The following is a 20,364-nucleotide window of genomic DNA, read 5'->3' as shown; positions in this document are numbered from 1 at the left end:
GCGGACGCGAAGCGTTCGCGAGAGCCGCGAGGTCACTGGGTCAGATCTTCTCCTGGGGGAATGAAAAAGACCCGGCCTGGGCCGGGTCTTCGGGAGTGCGCGATACTGGGATCGAACCAGCGTGGCACTCTGGGGCGGACGCGAAGCGTTCGCGAGTGCCGCGAGGTCACTGGCTCAGAGCTCTCCTGGGGGAATGAAAAAGACCCGGCCTGGGCCGGGTCTTCGGGAGTGCGCGATACTGGGATCGAACCAGTGACCTCTTCCGTGTCAGGGAAGCGCGCTACCGCTGCGCCAATCGCGCCTACATGAGGCTATTCATTTATTGAGAGGTGGCGACGGGATTCGAACCCGTGTATACGGCTTTGCAGGCCGCTGCCTCGCCTCTCGGCCACGCCACCGTATGGTGTTGCCACCTATTCATATTGCAAGGCAGTTGGCCAGAAGCCTACTCCCAGAGCGGATGACGAGATTCGAACTCGCGACCCTCACCTTGGCAAGGTGATGCGCTACCGCTGCGCTACATCCGCACGTTCACGTTGCCGTGTACTTGAATGACTATAGGGGGTGCCCGGTAGCCCACGCAAATTCTGATCAAGCGCCCGGGCGTGCCGGGTTCGGGACGCCCGGAATTTCCCCTTTTTCCCGCCGATCCGCATTTTTTGGCCCGAGTGTCGGTGGTGCCGGTTACTGTGGACGCATGGTGAAGAACGCCCGCTCCACGCTCTGTCGGGGCCTGTGGATCGCGTTCTTTGGGGTGCTCATTGTCGCGGTCTGCCTGGCGGTGAGCTTCCGGCAGCACATCAAGGATCACTTTGCGGCGATTGCGTTCGAACCGAGTTCGCGCGTCTCCGAGGTCCTTGATGACCTCCGGTTGTCAGAGGCGGGGGAGCGCGTGTTCCTGGCGACGCATCCCACGGTGGACGGCAGTCAGCACTTCAATGCCCAGTGTGCGGGCGTTGATCATTCGGAGCAGGGCCATGTGCTCGGCTGCTTTACGCAGGATCGAATCCACCTGTACGACGTCACGGATGAGCGGGTGACGGGCATTGTGGAGGTGACGGCCGCCCACGAGTTGCTGCATGCGACCTTTGCGCGTCTCGGGGAGGGGGATCGTGCCGCCCTGACCGCGAAGCTCCGGCAGGAGTACGACCGCCTCAGCGTTGACGACGCGGAGTTGCGCGAGCGCATGTCGGTGTACGAGCACCTCTCCGATAGTGCATTTGCAAATGAGCTGCACTCCGTGCTGGGGACTGAGGTTGCGGCACTGTCGGAGGATCTTGAGGCTCACTACGCGAAGTGGTTCCAGGATCGCGGGGCGATTGCGGATACGTTCGCGAGGTATCACGCCGTCTTCGTGGACCTGCAGCGGCAGGCGGACGGGATCCAGGATGAGATGACGACCCTGCGTGAAGACGTGGAACGCCGCAAGGTTGAGTACGGCACTGCCGTCGAACAGTTCAACGCCGATGCCGCTGACTTCAGTGCGCGGAACGAACGCTTCGAGTTCTCTGATTCGCCGTCCGCGTTCGAACAGGTGCGTGCCGATCTCGAGTGGCGTCGCACTGAGCTTGAGGCCACGTTGACTGCGCTCCAAGGGGACATTGATCGCTATAACGCGCTCCGTGATCAGCTCACCGCGTTGAGCGAGGTGAGCTCCGCATTAGATCAGCACCTCAACAGTGATCTGGCCCCTGTGACGACACGCCCGACAGAGTAGTGGCGTCACGTGGCGTGATCAATCCGTGTACTATCGGTCAGGTTGGCGCAGCACGGAAACGAGCAGCGAAACGGGCGATTGGCGCAGTTGGTAGCGCGCTTCCTTCACACGGAAGAGGTCATCAGTTCGAGTCTGGTATCGCCCACACAGAGAAACCCTCGGCTCACCTAGCCGGGGGTTTCGTCGTTCTCCCGCGATCAGTTCGGTTTCTCCGGGGCAGCATCGATGCGAGATACTGACGCCATGCCTCCCAGCGACAGTTCCCTCCCCGCACACTCCGAAGCGCAACACGCCACACAACGTGTTTCTGCGGGGACAAGCCACTGGTACGCGGTGACGATGCTGTTGCTCGTGGTGCACCAGATCGACGCAGCCTACTGGCAGGAGTGGGCCATGTTTGGTGTGCCCGGGGGAGTCCAAGGGTTCCTTGTGTTCAATGCGCTTGCAGTTGGCGTACTGATTCTCGGGTATCGGGAAGTTCTCATGGGTGGGCGCCGCGCGGCACTCAGCGTGGCGGTGTGCGGTGGGCTCGGCATTGTCACGGCGATGCTGCATCTTGGCTTTGCACTGTTCGGCCGCGAAGAATTTCACCTCCCACTCTCGATCGTCGTGATCGTGGGCTGCGGGATCGCCGGCGTGGTGCTCGCCTGTCGATTGCCGCGCCTGGTTTCCGCGGCCCGCCCGTAAATAGCGGGGTGTTTCCAGGACTCTGGGGCATGGTGCCATCTCGGGACGCGCTCCCGCGATAGAATTGCGGGGTCCGTGTCACCGTATTGAAGGAGTGTGCCCCTGTGGCCGATGGCTTCTCCCTGTTTACCGATCGCTCGATTGTCGCAATGCGACTCAATGGCGAGCTCCGCGACCTGGCAACGGAGGTCACGGAAACGGACACGGTTGAGCCCGTTTCGGTCGATTCCGAGGACGGGCTGAGTATCCTGCGTCACTCCGCGGCGCACGTGCTCGCGCAGGCAGTGCAGCGAATTGACCCGGAGACTACGCTCGGCATCGGGCCGCCCATCACCGATGGCTTCTACTATGACTTCGATCCCGCTGAGCCGTTTACGCCAGAGGACCTGAAGGCGATCTCCAGTGAGATGCAGAAGATCGTGAAGCAGGGCCAACGCTTTGTGCGTCGAGTTGTGACCGAGGATGAGGCACGCGCAGAACTCGCGAACGAGCCCTACAAGCTCGAACTGATTGGCCTCAAGGGCGGTGCCGCCGAGGGCGGCGACAACGAGAGCGTTGAGGTCGGCGGTGCCGAGCTCACGATCTACGACAACGTCGACCCCAAAACAGGCGAAGTCTGCTGGAAGGATCTGTGCCGCGGCCCGCACGTGCCGAGCACTCGCGTCATTGGCAACGGCTGGGCTCTGATGCGCAGCGCCGGGGCATACTGGCGCGGCAGCGAGGCGAACCCGATGCTGCAGCGCATCTACGGCACCGCCTGGCCGACAAAGGACGAGCTGCGCGCCTACCAAACGCGCCTCGAGGAGGCCGCGAAGCGCGACCACCGCAAGCTGGGCGTCGAGATGGATCTGTTTAGCTTCCCCGACGAGATCGGTTCGGGCCTCGCGGTGTTCCATCCGCGTGGCGGCATCATCCGCCATGAAATCGAAAACTTCATGCGTACGGAGCTGCTGAAAAACGGCTACGAGGTCGTGAACAGCCCGCACATCACCAAGGGCTCACTGTTTGAAACCAGCCAGCACCTCAACTGGTACAAGGACGGTATGTTCCCGGCCATGCACCTCGATGAGGTCGTGGACGCAGAGGGCAACGTCACAAAGCAGGGCCAGGACTACTACCTGAAGCCCATGAACTGCCCGTTCCATAACCTGATCTTCCGTGCCCGCTCGCGCAGCTACCGCGAGCTTCCCCTTCGCCTGGCCGAGTTTGGCACGGTGTATCGCTACGAGAAGTCGGGCACCCTGTCTGGCCTGACCCGAGTGCGCGGCCTGACGCAGGACGACGCACACATTTACGTCACCGACGAGCAGGTCAAGGGCGAGATCAAGACTCAGCTCGAGTTCGTGTTCGAGACGCTGCGCGCCTACGGCCTGAATGATTTCTACCTGGAGCTCTCGACGCGTGACTCCGAGAAGTCGGTGGGCACGGCGGAGCAGTGGGCTGAGGCCGAACAGACGTTGCGCGAGGTCGGCGAGGAGTCCGGGCTCGAGCTCGTCGCGGATCCGGGGGGCGCTGCGTTCTACGGCCCGAAGATTTCGGTGCAGGCGCGCGACGCAATCGGCCGCACCTGGCAGCTGTCGACCGTGCAGCTCGACTTCAATCAGCCCGAGTTGTTCGAGCTTGAGTACGCTGCAGCGGACGGGACCCGGAAGCAGCCGGTCATGATTCACCGCGCCCTGCTGGGCTCGGTCGAGCGGTTCTTTGCGATCCTGCTTGAGCACTACGCCGGCGCCTTCCCGGTCTGGCTGTCGCCGACTCAGGTTGTTGGGATCCCGGTCGCCGAGCAGTACGGCGAGTACCTGGACGGCGTGATCGCGCAGCTGCGGGCCCAGGGCGTTCGTGCCGAGGTTGATCACAGTGACGACCGGATGCCGAAGAAGATCCGCAACCACACCAAAGCAAAGGTGCCGTTCCAGCTCATTGCGGGCGAGGATGATCGCGCGGCGAACGCCGTGTCGTTCCGCTTCCGCGACGGCACACAGCTGAACGGTGTTCCGGTTGCCGAAGCCATCGAACGCATTACCGGTGCGATCGCGGCGCACGAACAGGTGTCGACGGCGTGGACCGCATAGAAGATCTCAGCTCCACCGCTGCGGTGGGCACCCCGGACGATATGGAGCGTCTGTGGGTGCCGCACCGTATGGTGTACGTCAAAGATCATCACCAGCCTGATCACCGGGACTGCCCGTTCTGCGAGGCTCCCACGAAGTCCGACGAGGACGCGTTGATTGTGGCGCGTGGCACGACGGCGTATGTGATCCTGAATCTGTTCCCCTATAACACTGGGCACATGCTTGTATGCCCGTATCGGCATATCGCCGGCTACGACGAGGCGAACCCGGAAGAGGTCGCCGAGATCGGTGCCCTCACCCAGCGGGCGATGCGGATCGCTCGCGAGGTGATGGGCTGCGACGGTTTTAACCTCGGGATGAACCAGGGCGCGATCGCCGGGGCCGGGGTCGCCGCGCACCTGCACCAACACATCGTGCCCCGGTGGGGCTCGGATGCAAACTTTTTCCCGATTATCGCGAAGACGAAGGCGCTGCCGCAGCTCCTTGGAGAGGTGCGCGAGAAGCTGGCGACGGCCTGGGCTGACCCCCCGGATTCCGCCGAGTAGCGCCACGTACCTATCCTGAAATTCACCGCAGTATTTTCATCGAGAAGGAGTCCCCATGTCCGGACACTCCAAGTGGGCGACCACGAAGCACAAGAAGGCAATCCTCGACTCGCGTCGCGCGAAAGCGTTCGCGAAGTACATTAAGGTCATCGAGGTTGCTGCCCGCATCGGCGGACCCGATATGCAGGGCAACCCGGCGCTTGTGGACGCTGTACAGAAGGCAAAGAAGAACTCCGTTCCCGGAGACAACATCGATCGCGCGATCAAGCGAGGCGCCGGACTCGATGGCGAGGCCGTCGAGTACACGACGATCATGTACGAAGGCTACGGCCCGAATGGCGTCGCGCTGATGATCGAGTGCCTCACCGATAACAAGAATCGCGCGGCCGCCGAGGTGCGGACGGCGTTGAACCGCAACGGTGGAACCCTGGCCGATCCCGGCTCGGTTGCATACAACTTCGCGCGGAAGGGTGTGCTCACGGTTCCGGCTGAGGGCACGACCGAGGACGATGTGCTCATGGCTGTGCTTGAGGCCGGCGCAGAAGAGGTCACCCCGACGCCCAACGGTGAAGCCTTTGAAGTGTTGACGGACCCGTCTGAGCTCGTGGCGGCTCGCACCGCGCTCGTCGAGGCCGGAATTGATTACGATTCCGCTGACGCGGAGTTCGTGCCGAACGTGAAGATCGAGATCGATGCGGACACTGCCCGCTCCGTGTTCCGACTCATCGACGCGCTCGAGGACAGCGACGATGTACAGAACGTCTACTCGAACTTCGACCTGACCCCCGAGGTTCAGGCCGAGCTCGCGAACGACGAATAGTCGACACGGACGCGTTCCGCGGAGCCGACGTGCGCATCATCGGGATCGACCCGGGTCTCACCCGCTGTGGCATCGGTATTGTCACAGCGGGTGCCGGGCGGCGCGTGGAGTTTCAGCACGTTGAGGTTCTGGGGAGCCCGGCTGGAGCACCGCTTCCGGCCCGGCTGCATCAACTGGGATCCAGCATCAAGCGCTTGCTCGATGGTGAGCGCCCTGACGGGATCGCGCTCGAACGCGTCTTCGCGCAACAGAACGTGGCGAGTGTTATGGGTGTCGCACAGATTAGCGGGGTTGTCATGTACCTGGCTGAAGAGCGCGGGATCCCCGTCGCGATGTACACCCCGAACGAGGTGAAGTCCCAGGTCACCGGGTATGGTGCCGCGGACAAGGCTCAGGTGACCACAATGGTGACCCGCCTCCTGGGGCTCGCCGCTCCGCCCAAGCCCGCGGACGCTGCGGATGCGCTTGCGCTCGCGATCACGCACGCATGGCACCTTGGCCGTGGTGGTGCCGCCGACAGGCAGAACGCTGCCGCCGCACCGGCCGGAGAAACACCCGCTCAGCGCGCCTGGCGTGAAGCCGAGGCGAAGGTCGGCCGCCGACGGAGCGGTCCGCGCGGCTAAGCCTCGGGATCCCGGGCCGGCGGCGTATCGTCCGCCGGATTCGGCCGCATGTTCCACAGCGGATCCGGATGCACGTCTGGGCTGCGTCGCTGACCAGAACCAGAACCCGAGACAGCGGTGCCGGATCCTGCGCTCCCAGCCCGTGGCCCCTCCGCCTCACGCGTCGAGAAGTCGTCGTCCTCGCCGAGATCTTCCAGATGGGCCAGGTCGATGGGCAGCGTGATCGCTCCCGTGTGCAGAGCCTCCTCGATGACCTGCTCCACCTGGCGTTGGCGGCGCAGTCGAATCCGACTGAGCGCACGCTGTTCGGGCAGGCTCCAGCCAAAGCGGACGGCAAGCAGGCGAAGTACTGCGGTGACGATCACGCACACGATGCCTGCGATCAGGACCGGAACTCCGAGGGCCACGAGCGTCGCGAGTGTGGCGACACCGACGAGGCTTGCCACCGCGTAGAGCGAGCCAACGTGCATGAGGGCGATCGGGATGTTGAGCATCACGTCGCGCAGCACACCGCCGCCGACGGCGGACACTGTCCCGATGAACAGGGCGGGAATTACCGGCATGCCCATGGCAAGTGCTTTGGTTGTTCCGATCGCCCCAAACATGCCGATGCTGAGCGCATCGAGGACGGTGATGACCGGATCCACTTTCTGGAGCAACCGGGGGAGGAGCATGCCAATGAACGCCGCACCGGTCGCCACGACAAGGTACAGATTGTCCGAGAACGCGGCCGGGGTGACGCCGAGCAGGATATCGCGTAGGAAGCCGCCGCCGATGCCGGAGGCGATACCGATGATCGCGACTCCGAGGAGATCGATTCGTTTGAATCCGGCGGCGAACATCGCACCCTGCAGACTGCCCACGCCGACGGCCACGAGGTCGAGTGGGAGTGGGGTTTGGAACGTCTCGTCAATCACCTCGCTATTGTCCCATCCGACGCGGGATCTGGAGATGCGGGATACTAGGGGGGTGCCTCTCTATCGTGACCAAGGTGTGGTGCTCCGCACACACAAGCTGGGCGAGGCCGATCGCATTGTGACGTTCTTTACTCGCGGTCGGGGGCTCCTCCGCGCGGTTGCGAAGGGGGTGCGCCGCACCTCGTCGAAGTTTGGGGCTCGCCTCGAGCCGTTCATGGTTGCGGACATCCAGTGCTTTGAAGGCCGAACGCTTGACACAGTGACGCAGGCCGAAACGCTGGGCGCGTACGGGCCTGCGATCAGTGCAGACTACGAACGCTACCGCTCTGGCTCGGTCATTGTGGAAACCGCGGAGCGCCTGGCGGAGGGCGACCCCAGCCCCGCCCAGTACTCGCTCCTCGTGGGTGCCCTGCGCACACTCGCCGCGGCGAAAATCCCGGCCGAGCTTGTGCGCGATGGCTACCTCCTCCGTGCGATGTCGGTTGCGGGCTGGACGCCTGGACTCGTGGACTGTGTGCGCTGCGGCGCGCCCGGTCCGCACACCGCCGTCAACGTGCAGCTCGGCGGCGTGACTTGCGAAGCCTGCCGCGCGCCCGGATCTCCGCGGTTGGATCCGGGCAGCGTGCTTCTGCTGCGGGCGTTGCTCGCCGGCGACTGGGATGACGCGCTGGCCGCGTCGGAACGGGAGCGCGGTCAGGCGGCGGGGATTACGGCGGCGTACACGCAGTGGCACCTGGAGCGCGGGCTGCGCTCGTTCAGCACCCCGCGGCTTTAGACTGCTGGGTATGCGCGCTGCCCCCGATACTCTCGTCCCGGTCAACTGGACGGGCGAAACGCCGCCACGGTTCGCGGGCCCCGTGCCGAAACACGTCGCGATAGTGATGGACGGGAACGGGCGCTGGGCAAATCAGCGGGGCCTCACTCGGGTCGAGGGGCACCGGGCGGGCGAGCAGGCGCTGCTCGACGTCGTCGCCGGCGCGATCCAGGCGGGCGTCACCCACCTCTCCGTGTACGCGTTCTCCACTGAGAACTGGCGCCGGTCGCCCGACGAGGTGCGCTTCCTCATGGGCTTCAACCGCGACGTGCTGCGACGCCGACGGGCACAGCTCCACGCCTGGAACGTCCGGATGCGCTGGGCCGGCCGCAAGCCAAAACTCTGGGGCTCCGTGATCAACGAGTTGCGCGCCTCGGAGCGGGTGACTGCGGCAAACACAGGCCTGACGCTCACGATGTGCGTGAACTACGGGGGCCGCAATGAGCTCGTGGACGCTGTGCGAGCGATTGCCGCCGACATTGAGTCGGGTCGGCTCACCCCTATGGGGATCACCGAGCGCACGATCGAACGCCACCTGTACGTGCCGGAACTGCCCGACGTCGATCTGTTCCTGCGAAGCTCAGGGGAGCAGCGCACAAGCAACTTCATGCTGTGGCAATCCGCGTACTCCGAAATGGTGTTCCTTGACACCCTCTGGCCGGACTTCAGCCGGCAGGAATTATGGCGCGCCATTCAGGTCTACCATGATCGGGATCGGCGCTTTGGTGGGGCCACCGACGCGCCCACGCCGGGCACCGCGAAGTAGTCCGCGCCGCATGAGAGAATGGGAGCGATATGACTTCCCAGACTCTCCGCGATTCCCGGCTGCGGATCGGGCCGCTCGAGCTCGACGTGCCGGTGGTGTTGGCCCCCATGGCGGGCATTACGAATACGGCGTTCCGTCGCCTGTGCCGTGAGTACGGCGCTGGTGTATACGTGAGCGAGATGATTACGAGCCGCGCGCTCGTAGAACGCACGCCCGCGTCGCTGCGCCTGATCAAGCACCACGAGAGCGAAACGCCGCGCTCGATCCAGCTCTACGGTGTCGACCCCAAGACAGTGTCGGAGGCGGTGAAATTCCTTGTTGATGAGGATCTCGCCGATCACATCGACCTGAACTTCGGCTGTCCCGTCCCGAAAGTGACTCGCAAGGGCGGCGGATCAGCCCTGCCTTGGAAGAGCGACCTGTTCGAGGCGATCGTCTCGGGCGCGGTGCGCGCGGCGGGGGACATCCCCCTCACGATAAAAATGCGCAAGGGCATCGACGAGGATCACCTCACCTATTTGGACGCGGCGCGTGCCGCGGAAGGTGCTGGCGTCGCCGCCATTGCCCTCCACGGGCGCACCGCGAACGAGTTCTACTCGGGCCACGCCGACTGGTCGGCGATCGCGACGCTCAAGGAAACGATCACGAGTGTGCCGATCCTCGGCAACGGCGACATCTGGGCCGCGGATGACGCGATCCGCATGATGCGAGAGACGGGCTGCGACGGTGTCGTGGTGGGCCGCGGTTGCTTGGGTCGTCCGTGGCTGTTCGGCGATCTCGCCGCTGCGTTCCGGGCCGAGGCTGGGGAAATCAGCGCCGCCGAGGCTGAAGCAGCGATCGCGCGGCCGCCGCTTGGCTTCGTGATGGCCGCGATGCGCCGACACACGGAACTCCTCGTTGAGTTTTTCGACGGCGAGGAGGATCGCGCCTGCCGCGACATCCGCAAGCACGTCGCTTGGTACTACAAGGGCTATGGTGTCGGCGGCGATACCCGTCGCGCCCTGGCCGCGGTGGAGTCACTCGAGCAGATGGATGAGATCTTCGCGACGATGGACGGCTCGATCCCGTACCCCGGTGAGGGCGCCGAGGGGCAGCGCGGCCGCGCAGGATCACCGAAGCGGGTGCACCTGCCGGACGGCTGGCTGAACAGCCGCACAAGCGACAGCATCAACTACGCGGACTTGGCCGAGGCCGAGCGAGACGATTCCGGTGGGTAACCTCGGGCTGCCGCCGGGCTATGGCCCCGCGGACGCCGAACGCTTTGCCTCAGAGACTCACAGTGGCGTGCGCAGCGACTTCGCACGCGATCGCGCCCGAGTGCTGCACTCGAGCGGCTGGCGCCGCTTAGCGGCGAAGACGCAGGTACTGAGTCCTACTGCGGGGATCGATTTCGCGCGAAATCGCCTCACTCACTCGCTCGAGGTCGCGCAGATCGGCCGGGAACTTGCGGTGACTCTGGGCCTCGCCCAGGATGTTGTCGACACGGCATGCCTGGCCCATGATCTCGGGCACCCGCCGTTTGGGCACAACGGCGAGAAGGCACTCAATGAGTGGGCGGCTGACGCGGGGGGATTCGAGGGGAACGCGCAGACACTGCGCGTGCTGACGCGACTCGAACCCAAGCGCGTCGCGCCTGACGGATCAAGTCTGGGGCTCAACCTCACACGGGCCACGCTCGATGCAAGTTGCAAGTACCCGTGGAGCCTGCCAGAGGCGGTGCCCGGGAGCATGAAGTTTGGGTACTTCGCGGACGACGAGCCTGTATTTGCGTGGCTGCGCGCGGGCGCTCCGGACCGGGTCAAGTGCGCTGAAGCTCAGGTGATGGACCTGTCGGACGACATCGCCTATTCGGTGCATGACTTTGAGGACGCGATCGTCAGCGAATTCATCGACCCGGAGATCCTCACGGCGCGTTCCGGTCACGACTCGCTGATCCGTGCGGTTGCGGAGTGGGCTGGCGGCGACTTTTCCGGAGACGATCTCGGTGCCGCCTATGACCGGATCTCCGAGACCCAGACCTGGTTGACGCGGTGGGACGCTTCACGCGGCCACCAGGCCCAACTGAAGAATTTCACGAGTGACATGATCGGCCGCTTCGCCCGCGCTTCCGTCGCCGCGACGCTCGAATCTGCTGATGGCACACCGCTTGCCCGCTACGGGGCGCCGATCGTGGTGCCCGCGGAGATCCGCGCGGAGATTGCAGTGCTCAAGGGCATCGTCGCAGCGTTCGTGATGTCGAGCGGCCGTCGTCAACCGACCTATCGGCGTCAGCGTGAGTTGCTTTCCGAGCTGCTCGAGGCGCTCTGGGCCGCTGGTGCGGAGGGCTTGGAACCGGCGTTTGCCGCCGACTTCCGGGCGGCTGCAGATGAGGCGGGGGCGCGGCGCGCGGTTGTCGATCAGGTGGCCTCGCTCACCGACCAGTCGGCGATCGCTTGGCACAAGCAGTTCTGCGACATTCCGCTCGTCTAGGCGGCTGTGCGTGGTCACCGGGCCCGCGGCGCTAAGCTGGCGGGTATGGCAGGCCGGATCCGCGCGAGCGACGTAGAGGAAGTGAAACGACGCACCAACCTGGGCGACCTCGTGGGCGACTACGTCACTCTGAAGAACGCGGGAATCGACTCGATGAAGGGGCTCTGCCCATTCCACGACGAACGCAGCCCGAGCTTTCACGTCCGCCCGGCGCTGGGGTATTACCACTGCTTCGGCTGTGGTGAATCCGGTGACGCCTTCACGTTTTTGCAGCGGATGGACCACCTCACTTTCGCGGAGTCGGTGGAGCGCCTGGCCGCACGGATCCACTACGGTCTGACCTATGAGGAGGGCGGCTACGCGCGTGAGGAGGGCCCCAACCGCGCGCGTCTGCTCGCGGCGAATCAGGCTGCCGCAGCGTTCTATGTGGGGCAGCTCGCCGGCGAAGAGGGCACCGCTGGCCGTACCTTCCTTGAACAGCGAGGTTTCGACGCCGCCGCAATCGAACGCTTCGGTGTGGGCTACGCACCGCGCGGCTGGAACGGCCTGACGGACTATCTGAAGTCTCAGGGCTACACGCCGGCCGAACTCACCCAGGCGGGCTTGGTATCGGAGGGGCAGCGCGGGGTGTACGACCGCTTCCGCGGGCGTGTGGTGTGGCCGATCCGGGACACGAGCGGCCAGACGCTCGGCTTCGGTGCGCGGAAGCTCTACGAGGACGATAGCGGCCCCAAGTACCTCAACACACCCGAGTCGCCGGTGTATCACAAGTCGCAGGTGCTCTACGGGCTCGACCTCGCTAAGAAGGCGATCTCCCGCGGCAAGCGCGCGGTCGTCGTGGAAGGGTACACCGACGTGATGGCCTGCCACCTCGCGGGCATCGACACCGCCGTTGCAACCTGTGGCACCGCCTTCGGGAAGGATCACATTTCGATCCTTCGTCGGATCATGGGTGACGATTCTGCCGCCGAGGTCGTGTTCACCTTTGACCCCGACGAGGCCGGCCAAAAGGCCGCATTGCGCGCATTTAGCGAAGAAAAGCGGTTCACTGCCCAGACCTACGTGGCGGTCGCCCCGGAGGGCTTCGATCCGGCGGATCTCCGCCTGCACCGGGGTGACGAGGCCGTGCGCGAGTTGTTCACCCGGAAACAGCCGCTGTTCGAGTTCGCGCTGCGTCAGGCGGTCGCCCGCTTTGATCTGAATTCAGTTGAGGGACGTGTGTCGGCACTGCGCACCGCGGCCCCCATCGTTGCTGAGATCAAGGATCCCTCGCTGCGGCCCGGGTATGCGCGCGAGCTCGCGCGCATGCTCGGCGTCGAGCTTGCAGAGGTGCAACAGGCGGTGCGCACTGCGGAACGTGATCCGCGGAGCACGCGCGAACTGCCGCCAGAACCGCCGCGGTCGAGTGGCGCGCCCGGGGCGGCAGCGCCACCTGGCCCGGTACTTGGCCTCTCGGCGCTCCGCAACAGCGCCACGACTCGACTCGAGCGTGACGCGCTCATGGCGATGCTGCAGCAGGGCGATGCTGTCGGCCTCGAGCTCGTGCACCAGGCGGTGACCGCGCAGGTGTTCGAGCCGAACCTCCGGGTCGTCCGGGACGCGCTCGGGGCGGCGCTGCCTGCGCTAGGGACCCCATCCTGGGTGGATCAGGTTGTCGCGGCAACCCCGGAGTCGCACCAAGGACTGGTGCGCGAACTCGCGGTGGTCCCCATGCCCGAACGACGCGCGGATCAGCTCGCCGTCTACGCGAAGGACGTGATTGTGTCTCTCCTCGACCGGGATCTGGTGGGCCTGAAACAGGAGCTCCTGGCGCGGATGCAGCGCATTGGGGACTCCTCGGATCCGTCCTCCCGCAGGCTGCAAGAACAGCTCGTGGCCCTCGAAGCCGCGCGACGCGGACTCCGCGACGAATAGTGCGGCATACCGGCGCACACCCCGACAGCGGACTCGGCGGTCGATAGTGTGGGCACACGCGGAAACGCGTGACCCCGATTCGCCACACCCCGAGGAGCAAGTCATATGGCTCACCCCGACCTCGACACGGACACTGCAATCCGTGTTTCTGACCTTTCGCTGTCATACCCCGCTCACGCCGGTGGTCGGGAGTTCGAGGCCGTCGAGGGAGTGAGCTTCGATGTGCCCCGGGGCGAGGTCGTGGCGCTGCTGGGAGAGAGCGGCTCCGGAAAGTCGACCCTTGCGCGGTTCCTCGCAGGGCGCGCGGCTGACACGGGGGAGAAGTCCGCACGAATCAAGTTGACGGGTGGGGCGGCAACAGTGTTTGACGTGCCGATGCGTCGTCTCGGCCGACGCGCCCGTTCCCAGCTCACCGCCTATGTGGGACACCTCTCGCAGGATGCGGGGGCGAAGCTCACCCCGGAACTGAACGTCGGCGACATTCTGTTCGAACCCATCGTCGAGCGGAGCAAGCACTTCGACCGCGAAGAACTCGGCGAGCGCATCGCGGAGATGATGGACATCGTCGCGCTGCCGCTCGCGAAGCTGCAGGAGTACCCCTACGAACTCTCAAAGGGACAGCGGCAACGGGTCGCCGTCATGCGCTCGCTCATGCTCGATCCGGCGCTGCTTGTCGCCGACGAGCCCACGCTGGGCGTTGATGCGAACAACCGGCCCCGGATCGTGGAGCTTCTGCGCTGGTACCGGGAGCGGACCTCCGCGACGATGCTGCTCATCAGCCACGACATCGGCATGCTCGAAGCGCTCGTGCAAGACGTTCTCGTGATGCAGGAGGGGCACCTCGTCGGGCATGGTGAGATCAACGAGATTTTCCGGAACGCCGACCACGGCTACGTGCAGCGACTCGCCCAGGCGCTTCGGGCGACCGCGTACGACGAGATCGCCGAGGAGTAGGGCGGCGCGCCCGGACGGGCGACTCGGATTTGCACCGGCTTCCGCGGAGTTGGTACAGTAAACGAGTTGCAACGCAATGATCCCCTGTAGCTCAGTTGGCAGAGCGCTTGACTGTTAATCAGGATGTCGCTGGTTCGAGCCCAGCCGGGGGAGCGAACAAAACCCCCACCGAATCGGTGGGGGTTTTTCGTTTCTCAGGAGGGTGTCAGATGAACGCACAGCAGGGACAGGGCTCCGGCGGGCCGCAGGGGCTGGTGATCGCCCTCGACGCGGAGCGCACGCCAGTCGTGGCCGAGAGCGCCTGGCTAGCCCCCGGGTCCGTTGTGGTGGGCGCCGTGCGCATCGCTGAGGATGCGAGCGTTTGGTATCACTCTGTGTTGCGTGGCGATTCGGATGCGATCGAAATTGGCGCGCGTGCGAACCTGCAGGACGGTGTCGTGATCCACACGCACCGCGGCGGGCACCCTGCAATTATCGGCGCAGACGTTTCGATCGGCCACAACGCCGTGGTCCACGGTGCCACCATCGAGGACGGCTGCCTGATCGGGATGAGTGCCACCGTCCTGAACGGTGCCACCGTGGGCACCGGATCGCTCGTCGCCGCGGGGGCACTGGTGCCGCAGGGGGTTGTAATCCCGCCTCACTCCCTCGTCGCCGGTCTCCCAGCCCGAGTCGTGCGGGAACTGAGTTCGGACGAGCGCGACTCGCTCGCGGAGAATGCCGCGGCCTATCTCGGTTACACCGAGCTGCACCGGGCCGCGACACGCGGCACGAGCGACGAGATGGAAGCGGCCGCACCCGATGCACTATGATCGGTGAGGTGCGAAACGCACACACGGGGATGTAGCTCAATGGTAGAGCCTCTGTCTTCCAAACAGATTACGCGGGTTCGATTCCCGTCATCCCCTCCATGTACAGGGCCTCGCAGACGCGGGGCCCTGTGGTGTTTCACCCTCTGCTTGTCACATTCTCTGCTCACCCCTCTTTCCTCCGAGACCGCAGTATTGTGCGTTGCTGGGGGACAAACGGTGCGAGAGTGCGGAGTCGGTGCCTATAGACGGGCAGGGCCCGGCAAGGGCCCGCAAGGAACAGCCCGCAACGCTCCGGAGTTCTTGGCGAGATCCACGCCGAGCCGCGCCTGTGTGCACCGAACAGTCGATTTCAGCTAGACTTGCTCAGGTTGCGCGCGGAGACGTGCGTTTCGCAGAGGAACCTGACGGTTTCGGGGCGTAGCTCAGCTTGGCTAGAGCGCCCGCTTTGGGAGCGGGAGGTCGCAGGTTCGAATCCTGTCGCCCCGACCAGGGTCACCCGACCCGACGAGCTGGTATTGCAGCACGATTTCGATCATTGAGAGGCCAAATTGCCGAAGACGACAGCTGAGAAGCTCACTCCGACCCGCGCCAAGTTCAGCGTGGAGGTCACGCTCGACGAGCTGGAGCCCTACCTCAAGCAGGCGTACAAGACGATCTCCGAGCAGGTCTCGGTGCCCGGATTCCGCAAGGGCAAGGTCCCGGCTCCGATCATCGATCAGCGCGTCGGCCGTGAGGCAGTCATCCAGGAGGCCGTCAACGCCTCGCTCGACGACTTCTACCAGACCGCTCTCGCTGAGTCGAACGAGCGCCCCATGGGTCGCCCGACCGCAGATGTCGCAAACTGGCCCGACGCAGCGGACAAGTCGAGCACGCTCGGCCTGGTCTTCGAGGTCGAGGTTCGCCCCGAGTTCACGCTCCCCAGCTACGACGGCATCACCGTGACCGTTGACAACGCTGAGGTTGACGAGGCAGCGGTTGAGCTCGAGCTCACCAAGCTGCGCGAGCGCTTCGGCACCCTCGTCACCGTTGATCGCCCGGCAGCGAAGGGCGACTTCGTTGAGCTCGACCTGATCGCCAAGGTTGACGGCGAAGAGGTCGACCAGGCAAGCGGCGTCTCCTACGAAATCGGAGCCGGCAACCTGCTTGAGGGCACCGATGAGGCAGTGGAGACGCTCACCGCTGGCGAGTCCACAACCTTCAGCTCGCAGCTGCTCGGCGGCGAGCACGAGGGCCGCGAGGCTGAGGTTTCCGTCACGCTGACCGCCGTCAAGGAGCGCGAGCTTCCCGAGGCAGACGACGAGTTCGCACAGCTCGCGAGCGAGTTCGACACCATCGCTGAGCTCCGCGAGAGCCTGCAGGAGCAGGTCGGCCGTGCCAGCGTGTTCGCGCAGGGCCAGCAGGCGCGCGACATCTTCACCGAGACCCTCATCGAACAGGCCGGTATCCCGGTCTCCGAGGAGCTCGTCGAAGAAGAAGTGCATCGTCACCTTGAGGGCGAAGGCCGCCTCGAGGACGACGAGCACCGCGCTGAGGTCCGCATCTCCTCGGAGAAGCAGATCCAGCTGCAGCTGCTGCTCGACGCGATTGTGGAGGCCGAAGAGGTCACCCCGACCCAGAACGAGCTCTCGCAGTACATCTTCCAGTCCGCGCAGCAGTACGGCATGGAGCCCACGCAGTTCCTGCAGGCAATCAGCCAGGGCAACCAGATGAACATCGTGCTGGGCGAGGTCACCCGCAACAAGGCGCTCGCGATTGCACTCGCGAAGGCCACCGTGGTGGACAAGGACGGCAAGGCTGTCGACCTGAGCGAGTTCACCGCCGTGGACACCGACGACGACACCGATTCGGAGGACGCTCCCGCTGAGGAGGCGCCCGCGAAGAAGAAGGCTCCGGCCAAGAAGGCTGCAGCGAAGAAGGCTGAGAAGCCCGCTGCGTCGGCCGAGACCGCCGATGCTGAGGACGACGAGGCTGCTAAGAAGGCTGCACGCTCGGCCGCAGCGAAGAAGGCTGCCGCAACCCGTGCCGCCAAGAAGGCTGCTGCGGAGGCTGCGGAGTAGTTCTCCCGCCGCATGATCGGAAGCCCTCGCCCGTCGGGCGGGGGCTTCCGTCGTCCGCTGCGTCCCACGCCACGCATGCGCCGACGGCGAACAATCACGCGGGCGGGCCCGCAACTCGATACTCTCGAATCAAGAAACAACGATTGGAGCGCCGAATGGCAGAACAGACGCCACCGAACAGTGTGTTCGAACGCCTGCTGAAGGATCGCATCATCTGGCTGGGATCCGAAGTGCGTGACGACAACGCGAACGAGATCTGCGCGAAGATCCTGCTGCTCGCAGCGGAGGACCCAGAAGCCGACATCTACCTGTACATCAACTCGCCCGGTGGCTCGATCACTGCGGGCATGGCGATCTACGACACGATGTCCTTTGTCCCGAACGATATCGTCACCGTCGGCATCGGCATGGCGGCCTCGATGGGTCAGTTCCTGCTGACCGCTGGCACCAAGGGCAAGCGCTACATCACGCCGAACGCGCGCGTGCTGCTGCACCAGCCCCACGGTGGCTTTGGCGGCACGGCCAGTGACATTCAGACGCAAGCGGCTCTCATCACCTCGATGAAAAACCGCCTCGCGGAGATCACCGCGTCGCAGACGGGGAAGTCGCTTGAACAGATCAACGAGGACGGCGACCGCGATCGCTGGTTCTCCGCAGAAGAAGCTCTGGAATACGGCTTCGTTGACTACATCCGCGACACCGCGACTGACGTCATCGGTGGCGGCGGAACGCAGCGCTAAACCATGGGACAGGAAGCAAGCTTTTCGATGACGACTTCACAGATGCCAATGGCGGGCGGCTCTCGCCTGCAGATGCCCGAATCCCGCTACGTTCTCCCCACTTTTGAGGAGCGCACCGCGTACGGATACAAACGCCAGGACCCTTACGCAAAGCTCTTCGAGGATCGCATCATTTTCCTCGGCGTGCAGGTCGACGATGCGTCGGCTGACGACGTTATGGCTCAGCTGCTCGTGCTGGAAAGCCAGGACCCCGAGCGCGACATCACGATGTACATCAATTCACCCGGTGGCTCGTTCACCGCGATGACGGCGATCTACGACACGATGCAGTACATCCGTCCGCACGTGCAGACAGTGTGCCTCGGCCAGGCGGCCTCGGCCGCAGCTGTGCTGCTCGCTGGCGGCACACCGGGCAAGCGCCTGGCGCTGCCGAACGCCCGCGTCCTCATCCATCAGCCCTCCACCGGGCAGGGTGGTCACGGCCAGGCCTCGGACATCGAGATCCAGGCGCGCGAGATCATGCGCATGCGCGAGTGGCTCGAGGAGACACTGTCGAAGCACTCGAAGCGTTCGATCGAGGAAGTGCACCGGGATATCGACCGAGATAAGATCCTGAGCGCACAGGAAGCGCTGGAGTACGGCCTTGTGGATCAGGTCCTCACCAGCCGGAAGAACCCGCAAGCGGTTCTCCCGCAGTAGTCACGACGGGCCCCGGGGGACACACCCCGGGGCCCGCGGCGTGCCGCAGCCGAATGTCGGAGGTGGCCGCTAGTCTCGAAAGAGTCCCCACAACCGAGTGTGAAGGAGCCGCAGGATGGCGAAGATCGGCGAAAGCAGCGAGCTGCTGAAGTGCTCCTTCTGTGGGAAGTCTCAGAAGCAGGTGCAGCAGCTCATCGCGGGACCGCAGATCTATATCTGCGACGAGTGCGTGGCGCTGTGCAACGAAATCATCGAGGAGCGCGTCGCGGAAACGCAGACGAGCGAGTCCTCCGATTTCACGCTGCATAAGCCGCGTGAAATCTCCGATTTCCTCGACGAGTACGTGATCGGCCAGGAGCGTGCCAAGCAGTCGCTCGCCGTTGCGGTCTACAACCACTACAAGCGGGTACGTTCGGCGGCAACGCTCACGAGCGCTGACGTGGCCTCGGAACAGGTGGAGATCGAGAAGTCGAATATCTTGCTGATCGGCCCCACCGGCTGCGGTAAAACGTACCTCGCACAGTCACTCGCACGCCAGCTCGGCGTTCCCTTCGCCGTCGCCGACGCGACGGCCCTCACCGAGGCCGGGTACGTGGGCGAGGACGTGGAAAACATCCTCTTGAAGCTCCTCCAATCCGCTGACTTCGACGTGCAGCGCGCGGAGACCGGCATCATTTACATCGACGAGATTGACAAGATCTCGCGCAAGGCGGAAAACCCCTCGATCACTCGTGATGTTTCCGGCGAGGGTGTGCAGCAGGCACTTCTCAAGATCCTCGAAGGCACCGTCGCCTCGATCCCGCCCCAGGGCGGACGTAAACATCCCAATCAAGAGTTTCTGCAGCTCGACACCACCAACATCCTATTTATCGTTGCGGGCGCGTTTGCCGGTCTCGAGGAGATCATCGGATCGCGCCTCGGTAAGGGAGGCATCGGTTTCGGTGCGCCCGTGTCGAGCCGACGCGATGACGACAGCCTGTTCGCCAAGGTCGAGCCTGAGGACCTGCACAAGTTCGGGCTGATCCCCGAGTTCATTGGGCGGCTTCCGGTTGTGGCGACTGTCGATCCGCTTGACGTCCCCGCGCTCACTCGGATCCTCGTGGAACCCCGCAACGCGCTCGTGAAGCAGTATCAGCGAATGTTCGAGCTCGACGGCGTCGGCCTTGAATTTGAGGACGCCGCACTTGAGGCTGTCGCGGAACTCGCCGTGGAGCGGAAAACAGGTGCGCGCGGACTCCGTTCGATCCTGGAACGCGTGCTCGGCGACGTGATGTTCGACGTGCCCTCCAGCGAAGAAGTCGCGAAGGTTATCGTGACCCGTGAAGCAGTGTTGGGGGAGGCCCCGCCGCGGGTGCTCCAGGCACACGGCGGCCGCGAAAGCGCCTAACCGTTCCGCTTCGACCTTCCGAGCGCTGAGTTCAGCTCAGCCAGTCGTCGTCGTCGTCGTCGTCGTCGTCGTCGTCGTCGTCTTCGTCTTCGTCTTCGTCACCCGGATCGGTGGTCGTCGCCGCGGATTGCTGAGCGTCTCGCAGCTCCGAGCCACCAGTCAATGACGCGACGCTCACGCGACCCGCAGCGTCAATGGAGACGAGCACCAGATCATCGAGGGCGCACCGGGGGCGCCCCTCAAGAAACGTGAGTGTCCAGGAGTGAGATCCCGGGTGCGCGGCCTCCTGGGCCGCGATCGTGTCGTGCAGCAGCGGGGGCACGCCGCGGTGCGGTGTCTCGCCCACGCGCCAGCGTGCCCCCAACTGCATG

General features: G+C 64.6%; 19 protein-coding genes and 7 tRNA genes. 21 read left to right on the top strand and 5 right to left on the bottom strand.

Translation table 11 applies throughout. From position 1 onward, the window contains the following. Positions 1–229: 229 nt before the first annotated feature. The 3 genes from FM113_RS01155 to FM113_RS01145 form a co-directional block, all read right to left on the bottom strand. Positions 230–301 (bottom strand) — tRNA-Val (locus FM113_RS01155). Between the two features lie 26 nt (positions 302–327). Next, positions 328–398 (bottom strand) — tRNA-Cys (locus tag FM113_RS01150). A 57-nt stretch (positions 399–455) separates the two neighbouring features. Continuing rightward, positions 456–527: transfer RNA gene (locus FM113_RS01145), tRNA-Gly, on the bottom strand. A 170-nt stretch (positions 528–697) separates the two neighbouring features. On the opposite strand from FM113_RS01145, the gene FM113_RS01140 reads away from it, so the two are divergent. The 7 genes from FM113_RS01140 (at position 698) to ruvC (ending at position 6,464) form a co-directional block, all read left to right on the top strand. Continuing rightward, on the top strand, positions 698–1,717 hold the full coding sequence (locus FM113_RS01140; RefSeq protein ID WP_087010633.1) for a hypothetical protein: 1,020 nt from the start codon (positions 698–700) through the stop codon (positions 1,715–1,717). Between the two features lie 72 nt (positions 1,718–1,789). After that, a tRNA-Val gene (locus tag FM113_RS01135) sits at positions 1,790–1,862 on the top strand. A gap of 98 nt (positions 1,863–1,960) precedes the next feature. Further along, entirely contained in the window at positions 1,961–2,404 is a 444-nt protein-coding gene (locus FM113_RS01130; protein ID WP_217895932.1) for a DUF6713 family protein, read from the top strand. A 104-nt stretch (positions 2,405–2,508) separates the two neighbouring features. Beyond that, a complete protein-coding gene (gene thrS / locus FM113_RS01125; protein ID WP_087010632.1) occupies positions 2,509–4,476 on the top strand; it encodes a threonine--tRNA ligase in 1,968 nt (655 codons plus the stop codon). A 41-nt stretch (positions 4,477–4,517) separates the two neighbouring features. Next, complete coding sequence (locus tag FM113_RS01120) at positions 4,518–5,021, top strand: HIT domain-containing protein (protein WP_087010767.1); 504 nt, start codon at positions 4,518–4,520, stop codon at positions 5,019–5,021. A gap of 55 nt (positions 5,022–5,076) precedes the next feature. Continuing rightward, positions 5,077–5,841 carry a YebC/PmpR family DNA-binding transcriptional regulator gene (locus FM113_RS01115; protein ID WP_087010629.1) on the top strand — a complete coding sequence of 255 codons (765 nt, stop codon included), beginning with the start codon at positions 5,077–5,079 and terminating at the stop codon, positions 5,839–5,841. Positions 5,842–5,870: 29 nt separating this feature from the next. Further along, positions 5,871–6,464 carry a crossover junction endodeoxyribonuclease RuvC gene (gene ruvC / locus FM113_RS01110; RefSeq protein WP_087010627.1) on the top strand — a complete coding sequence of 198 codons (594 nt, stop codon included), beginning with the start codon at positions 5,871–5,873 and terminating at the stop codon, positions 6,462–6,464. Here the strand turns inward: ruvC and FM113_RS01105 are convergent. Continuing rightward, positions 6,461–7,381, bottom strand: a complete 921-nt coding sequence (locus FM113_RS01105) for a trimeric intracellular cation channel family protein (RefSeq protein WP_369676678.1) — start codon at positions 7,379–7,381, stop codon at positions 6,461–6,463. The genes ruvC and FM113_RS01105 overlap by 4 nt on opposite strands. 52 nt (positions 7,382–7,433) lie before the next feature. Between FM113_RS01105 and recO the strand changes: the two genes are divergently transcribed. The 14 genes from recO (at position 7,434) to clpX (ending at position 19,993) form a co-directional block, all read left to right on the top strand. Further along, entirely contained in the window at positions 7,434–8,156 is a 723-nt protein-coding gene (recO, locus tag FM113_RS01100; protein WP_087010625.1) for a DNA repair protein RecO, read from the top strand. Between the two features lie 10 nt (positions 8,157–8,166). Continuing rightward, complete coding sequence (locus FM113_RS01095; RefSeq protein ID WP_087010623.1) at positions 8,167–8,961, top strand: isoprenyl transferase; 795 nt, start codon at positions 8,167–8,169, stop codon at positions 8,959–8,961. 29 nt (positions 8,962–8,990) lie between these two features. After that, positions 8,991–10,178 (top strand): tRNA dihydrouridine synthase DusB, encoded by a 1,188-nt coding sequence (dusB, locus tag FM113_RS01090; protein ID WP_087010621.1) that lies wholly within the window; start codon positions 8,991–8,993, stop codon positions 10,176–10,178. After that, positions 10,171–11,430 carry a deoxyguanosinetriphosphate triphosphohydrolase gene (locus tag FM113_RS01085; protein ID WP_087010619.1) on the top strand — a complete coding sequence of 420 codons (1,260 nt, stop codon included), beginning with the start codon at positions 10,171–10,173 and terminating at the stop codon, positions 11,428–11,430. The genes dusB and FM113_RS01085 overlap by 8 nt, the downstream gene beginning before the upstream one ends. A 45-nt stretch (positions 11,431–11,475) precedes the next feature. Further along, positions 11,476–13,344, top strand: a complete 1,869-nt coding sequence (dnaG, locus tag FM113_RS01080; protein WP_087010617.1) for a DNA primase — start codon at positions 11,476–11,478, stop codon at positions 13,342–13,344. Between the two features lie 105 nt (positions 13,345–13,449). Further along, a complete protein-coding gene (locus FM113_RS01075; protein ID WP_087010615.1) occupies positions 13,450–14,298 on the top strand; it encodes an ATP-binding cassette domain-containing protein in 849 nt (282 codons plus the stop codon). 80 nt (positions 14,299–14,378) lie between these two features. Continuing rightward, positions 14,379–14,451 (top strand) — tRNA-Asn (locus tag FM113_RS01070). A 56-nt stretch (positions 14,452–14,507) separates the two neighbouring features. Beyond that, entirely contained in the window at positions 14,508–15,110 is a 603-nt protein-coding gene (locus FM113_RS01065) for a gamma carbonic anhydrase family protein (protein ID WP_087010613.1), read from the top strand. 25 nt (positions 15,111–15,135) lie between these two features. Then, positions 15,136–15,209 (top strand) — tRNA-Gly (locus FM113_RS01060). Positions 15,210–15,521: 312 nt separating this feature from the next. Continuing rightward, positions 15,522–15,599: transfer RNA gene (locus FM113_RS01055), tRNA-Pro, on the top strand. Positions 15,600–15,658: 59 nt separating this feature from the next. Beyond that, positions 15,659–17,167 carry a trigger factor gene (gene tig / locus FM113_RS01050; RefSeq protein ID WP_087010611.1) on the top strand — a complete coding sequence of 503 codons (1,509 nt, stop codon included), beginning with the start codon at positions 15,659–15,661 and terminating at the stop codon, positions 17,165–17,167. Between the two features lie 128 nt (positions 17,168–17,295). Further along, positions 17,296–17,907 carry an ATP-dependent Clp protease proteolytic subunit gene (locus tag FM113_RS01045; RefSeq protein WP_254908812.1) on the top strand — a complete coding sequence of 204 codons (612 nt, stop codon included), beginning with the start codon at positions 17,296–17,298 and terminating at the stop codon, positions 17,905–17,907. Positions 17,908–17,934: 27 nt separating this feature from the next. Beyond that, entirely contained in the window at positions 17,935–18,606 is a 672-nt protein-coding gene (locus FM113_RS01040; protein WP_254908807.1) for an ATP-dependent Clp protease proteolytic subunit, read from the top strand. A gap of 115 nt (positions 18,607–18,721) precedes the next feature. Further along, entirely contained in the window at positions 18,722–19,993 is a 1,272-nt protein-coding gene (clpX, locus tag FM113_RS01035; protein WP_087010607.1) for an ATP-dependent Clp protease ATP-binding subunit ClpX, read from the top strand. A 31-nt stretch (positions 19,994–20,024) separates the two neighbouring features. Here the strand turns inward: clpX and FM113_RS01030 are convergent, their stop codons facing one another. Next, positions 20,025–20,363, bottom strand: a complete 339-nt coding sequence (locus tag FM113_RS01030) for a Fe-S oxidoreductase (protein WP_087010605.1) — start codon at positions 20,361–20,363, stop codon at positions 20,025–20,027. Between the last annotated feature and the right edge of the window lies 1 nt (position 20,364).

Origin of the sequence: Leucobacter sp. 7(1), assembly GCF_900163635.1 — a bacterium.
In the GTDB taxonomy this organism is placed as follows: Bacteria; Actinomycetota; Actinomycetes; order Actinomycetales; family Microbacteriaceae; genus Leucobacter.
The sequence above is the reverse complement of the archived record's forward strand: the minus strand, read 5'-3'. Positions and strand labels throughout refer to the sequence as shown.

What these genes read in the sequence shown, in the direction of transcription:
- FM113_RS01140 (WP_087010633.1), top strand. Translation starts at nt 698, where the DNA reads ATGGTGAAGAACGCCCGCTCCACGCTCTGTCGGGGCCTGTGGATCGCG.
- FM113_RS01130 (WP_217895932.1), top strand. Translation starts at nt 1,961, where the DNA reads ATGCCTCCCAGCGACAGTTCCCTCCCCGCACACTCCGAAGCGCAACAC.
- FM113_RS01120 (WP_087010767.1), top strand. Translation starts at nt 4,518, where the DNA reads ATGGAGCGTCTGTGGGTGCCGCACCGTATGGTGTACGTCAAAGATCAT.
- FM113_RS01115 (WP_087010629.1), top strand. Translation starts at nt 5,077, where the DNA reads ATGTCCGGACACTCCAAGTGGGCGACCACGAAGCACAAGAAGGCAATC.
- FM113_RS01095 (WP_087010623.1), top strand. Translation starts at nt 8,167, where the DNA reads ATGCGCGCTGCCCCCGATACTCTCGTCCCGGTCAACTGGACGGGCGAA.
- dusB (WP_087010621.1), top strand. Translation starts at nt 8,991, where the DNA reads ATGACTTCCCAGACTCTCCGCGATTCCCGGCTGCGGATCGGGCCGCTC.
- dnaG (WP_087010617.1), top strand. Translation starts at nt 11,476, where the DNA reads ATGGCAGGCCGGATCCGCGCGAGCGACGTAGAGGAAGTGAAACGACGC.
- FM113_RS01075 (WP_087010615.1), top strand. Translation starts at nt 13,450, where the DNA reads ATGGCTCACCCCGACCTCGACACGGACACTGCAATCCGTGTTTCTGAC.
- FM113_RS01065 (WP_087010613.1), top strand. Translation starts at nt 14,508, where the DNA reads ATGAACGCACAGCAGGGACAGGGCTCCGGCGGGCCGCAGGGGCTGGTG.
- FM113_RS01040 (WP_254908807.1), top strand. Translation starts at nt 17,935, where the DNA reads ATGACGACTTCACAGATGCCAATGGCGGGCGGCTCTCGCCTGCAGATG.
- clpX (WP_087010607.1), top strand. Translation starts at nt 18,722, where the DNA reads ATGGCGAAGATCGGCGAAAGCAGCGAGCTGCTGAAGTGCTCCTTCTGT.
- FM113_RS01030 (WP_087010605.1), bottom strand. Translation starts at nt 20,363, where the DNA reads ATGCAGTTGGGGGCACGCTGGCGCGTGGGCGAGACACCGCACCGCGGC.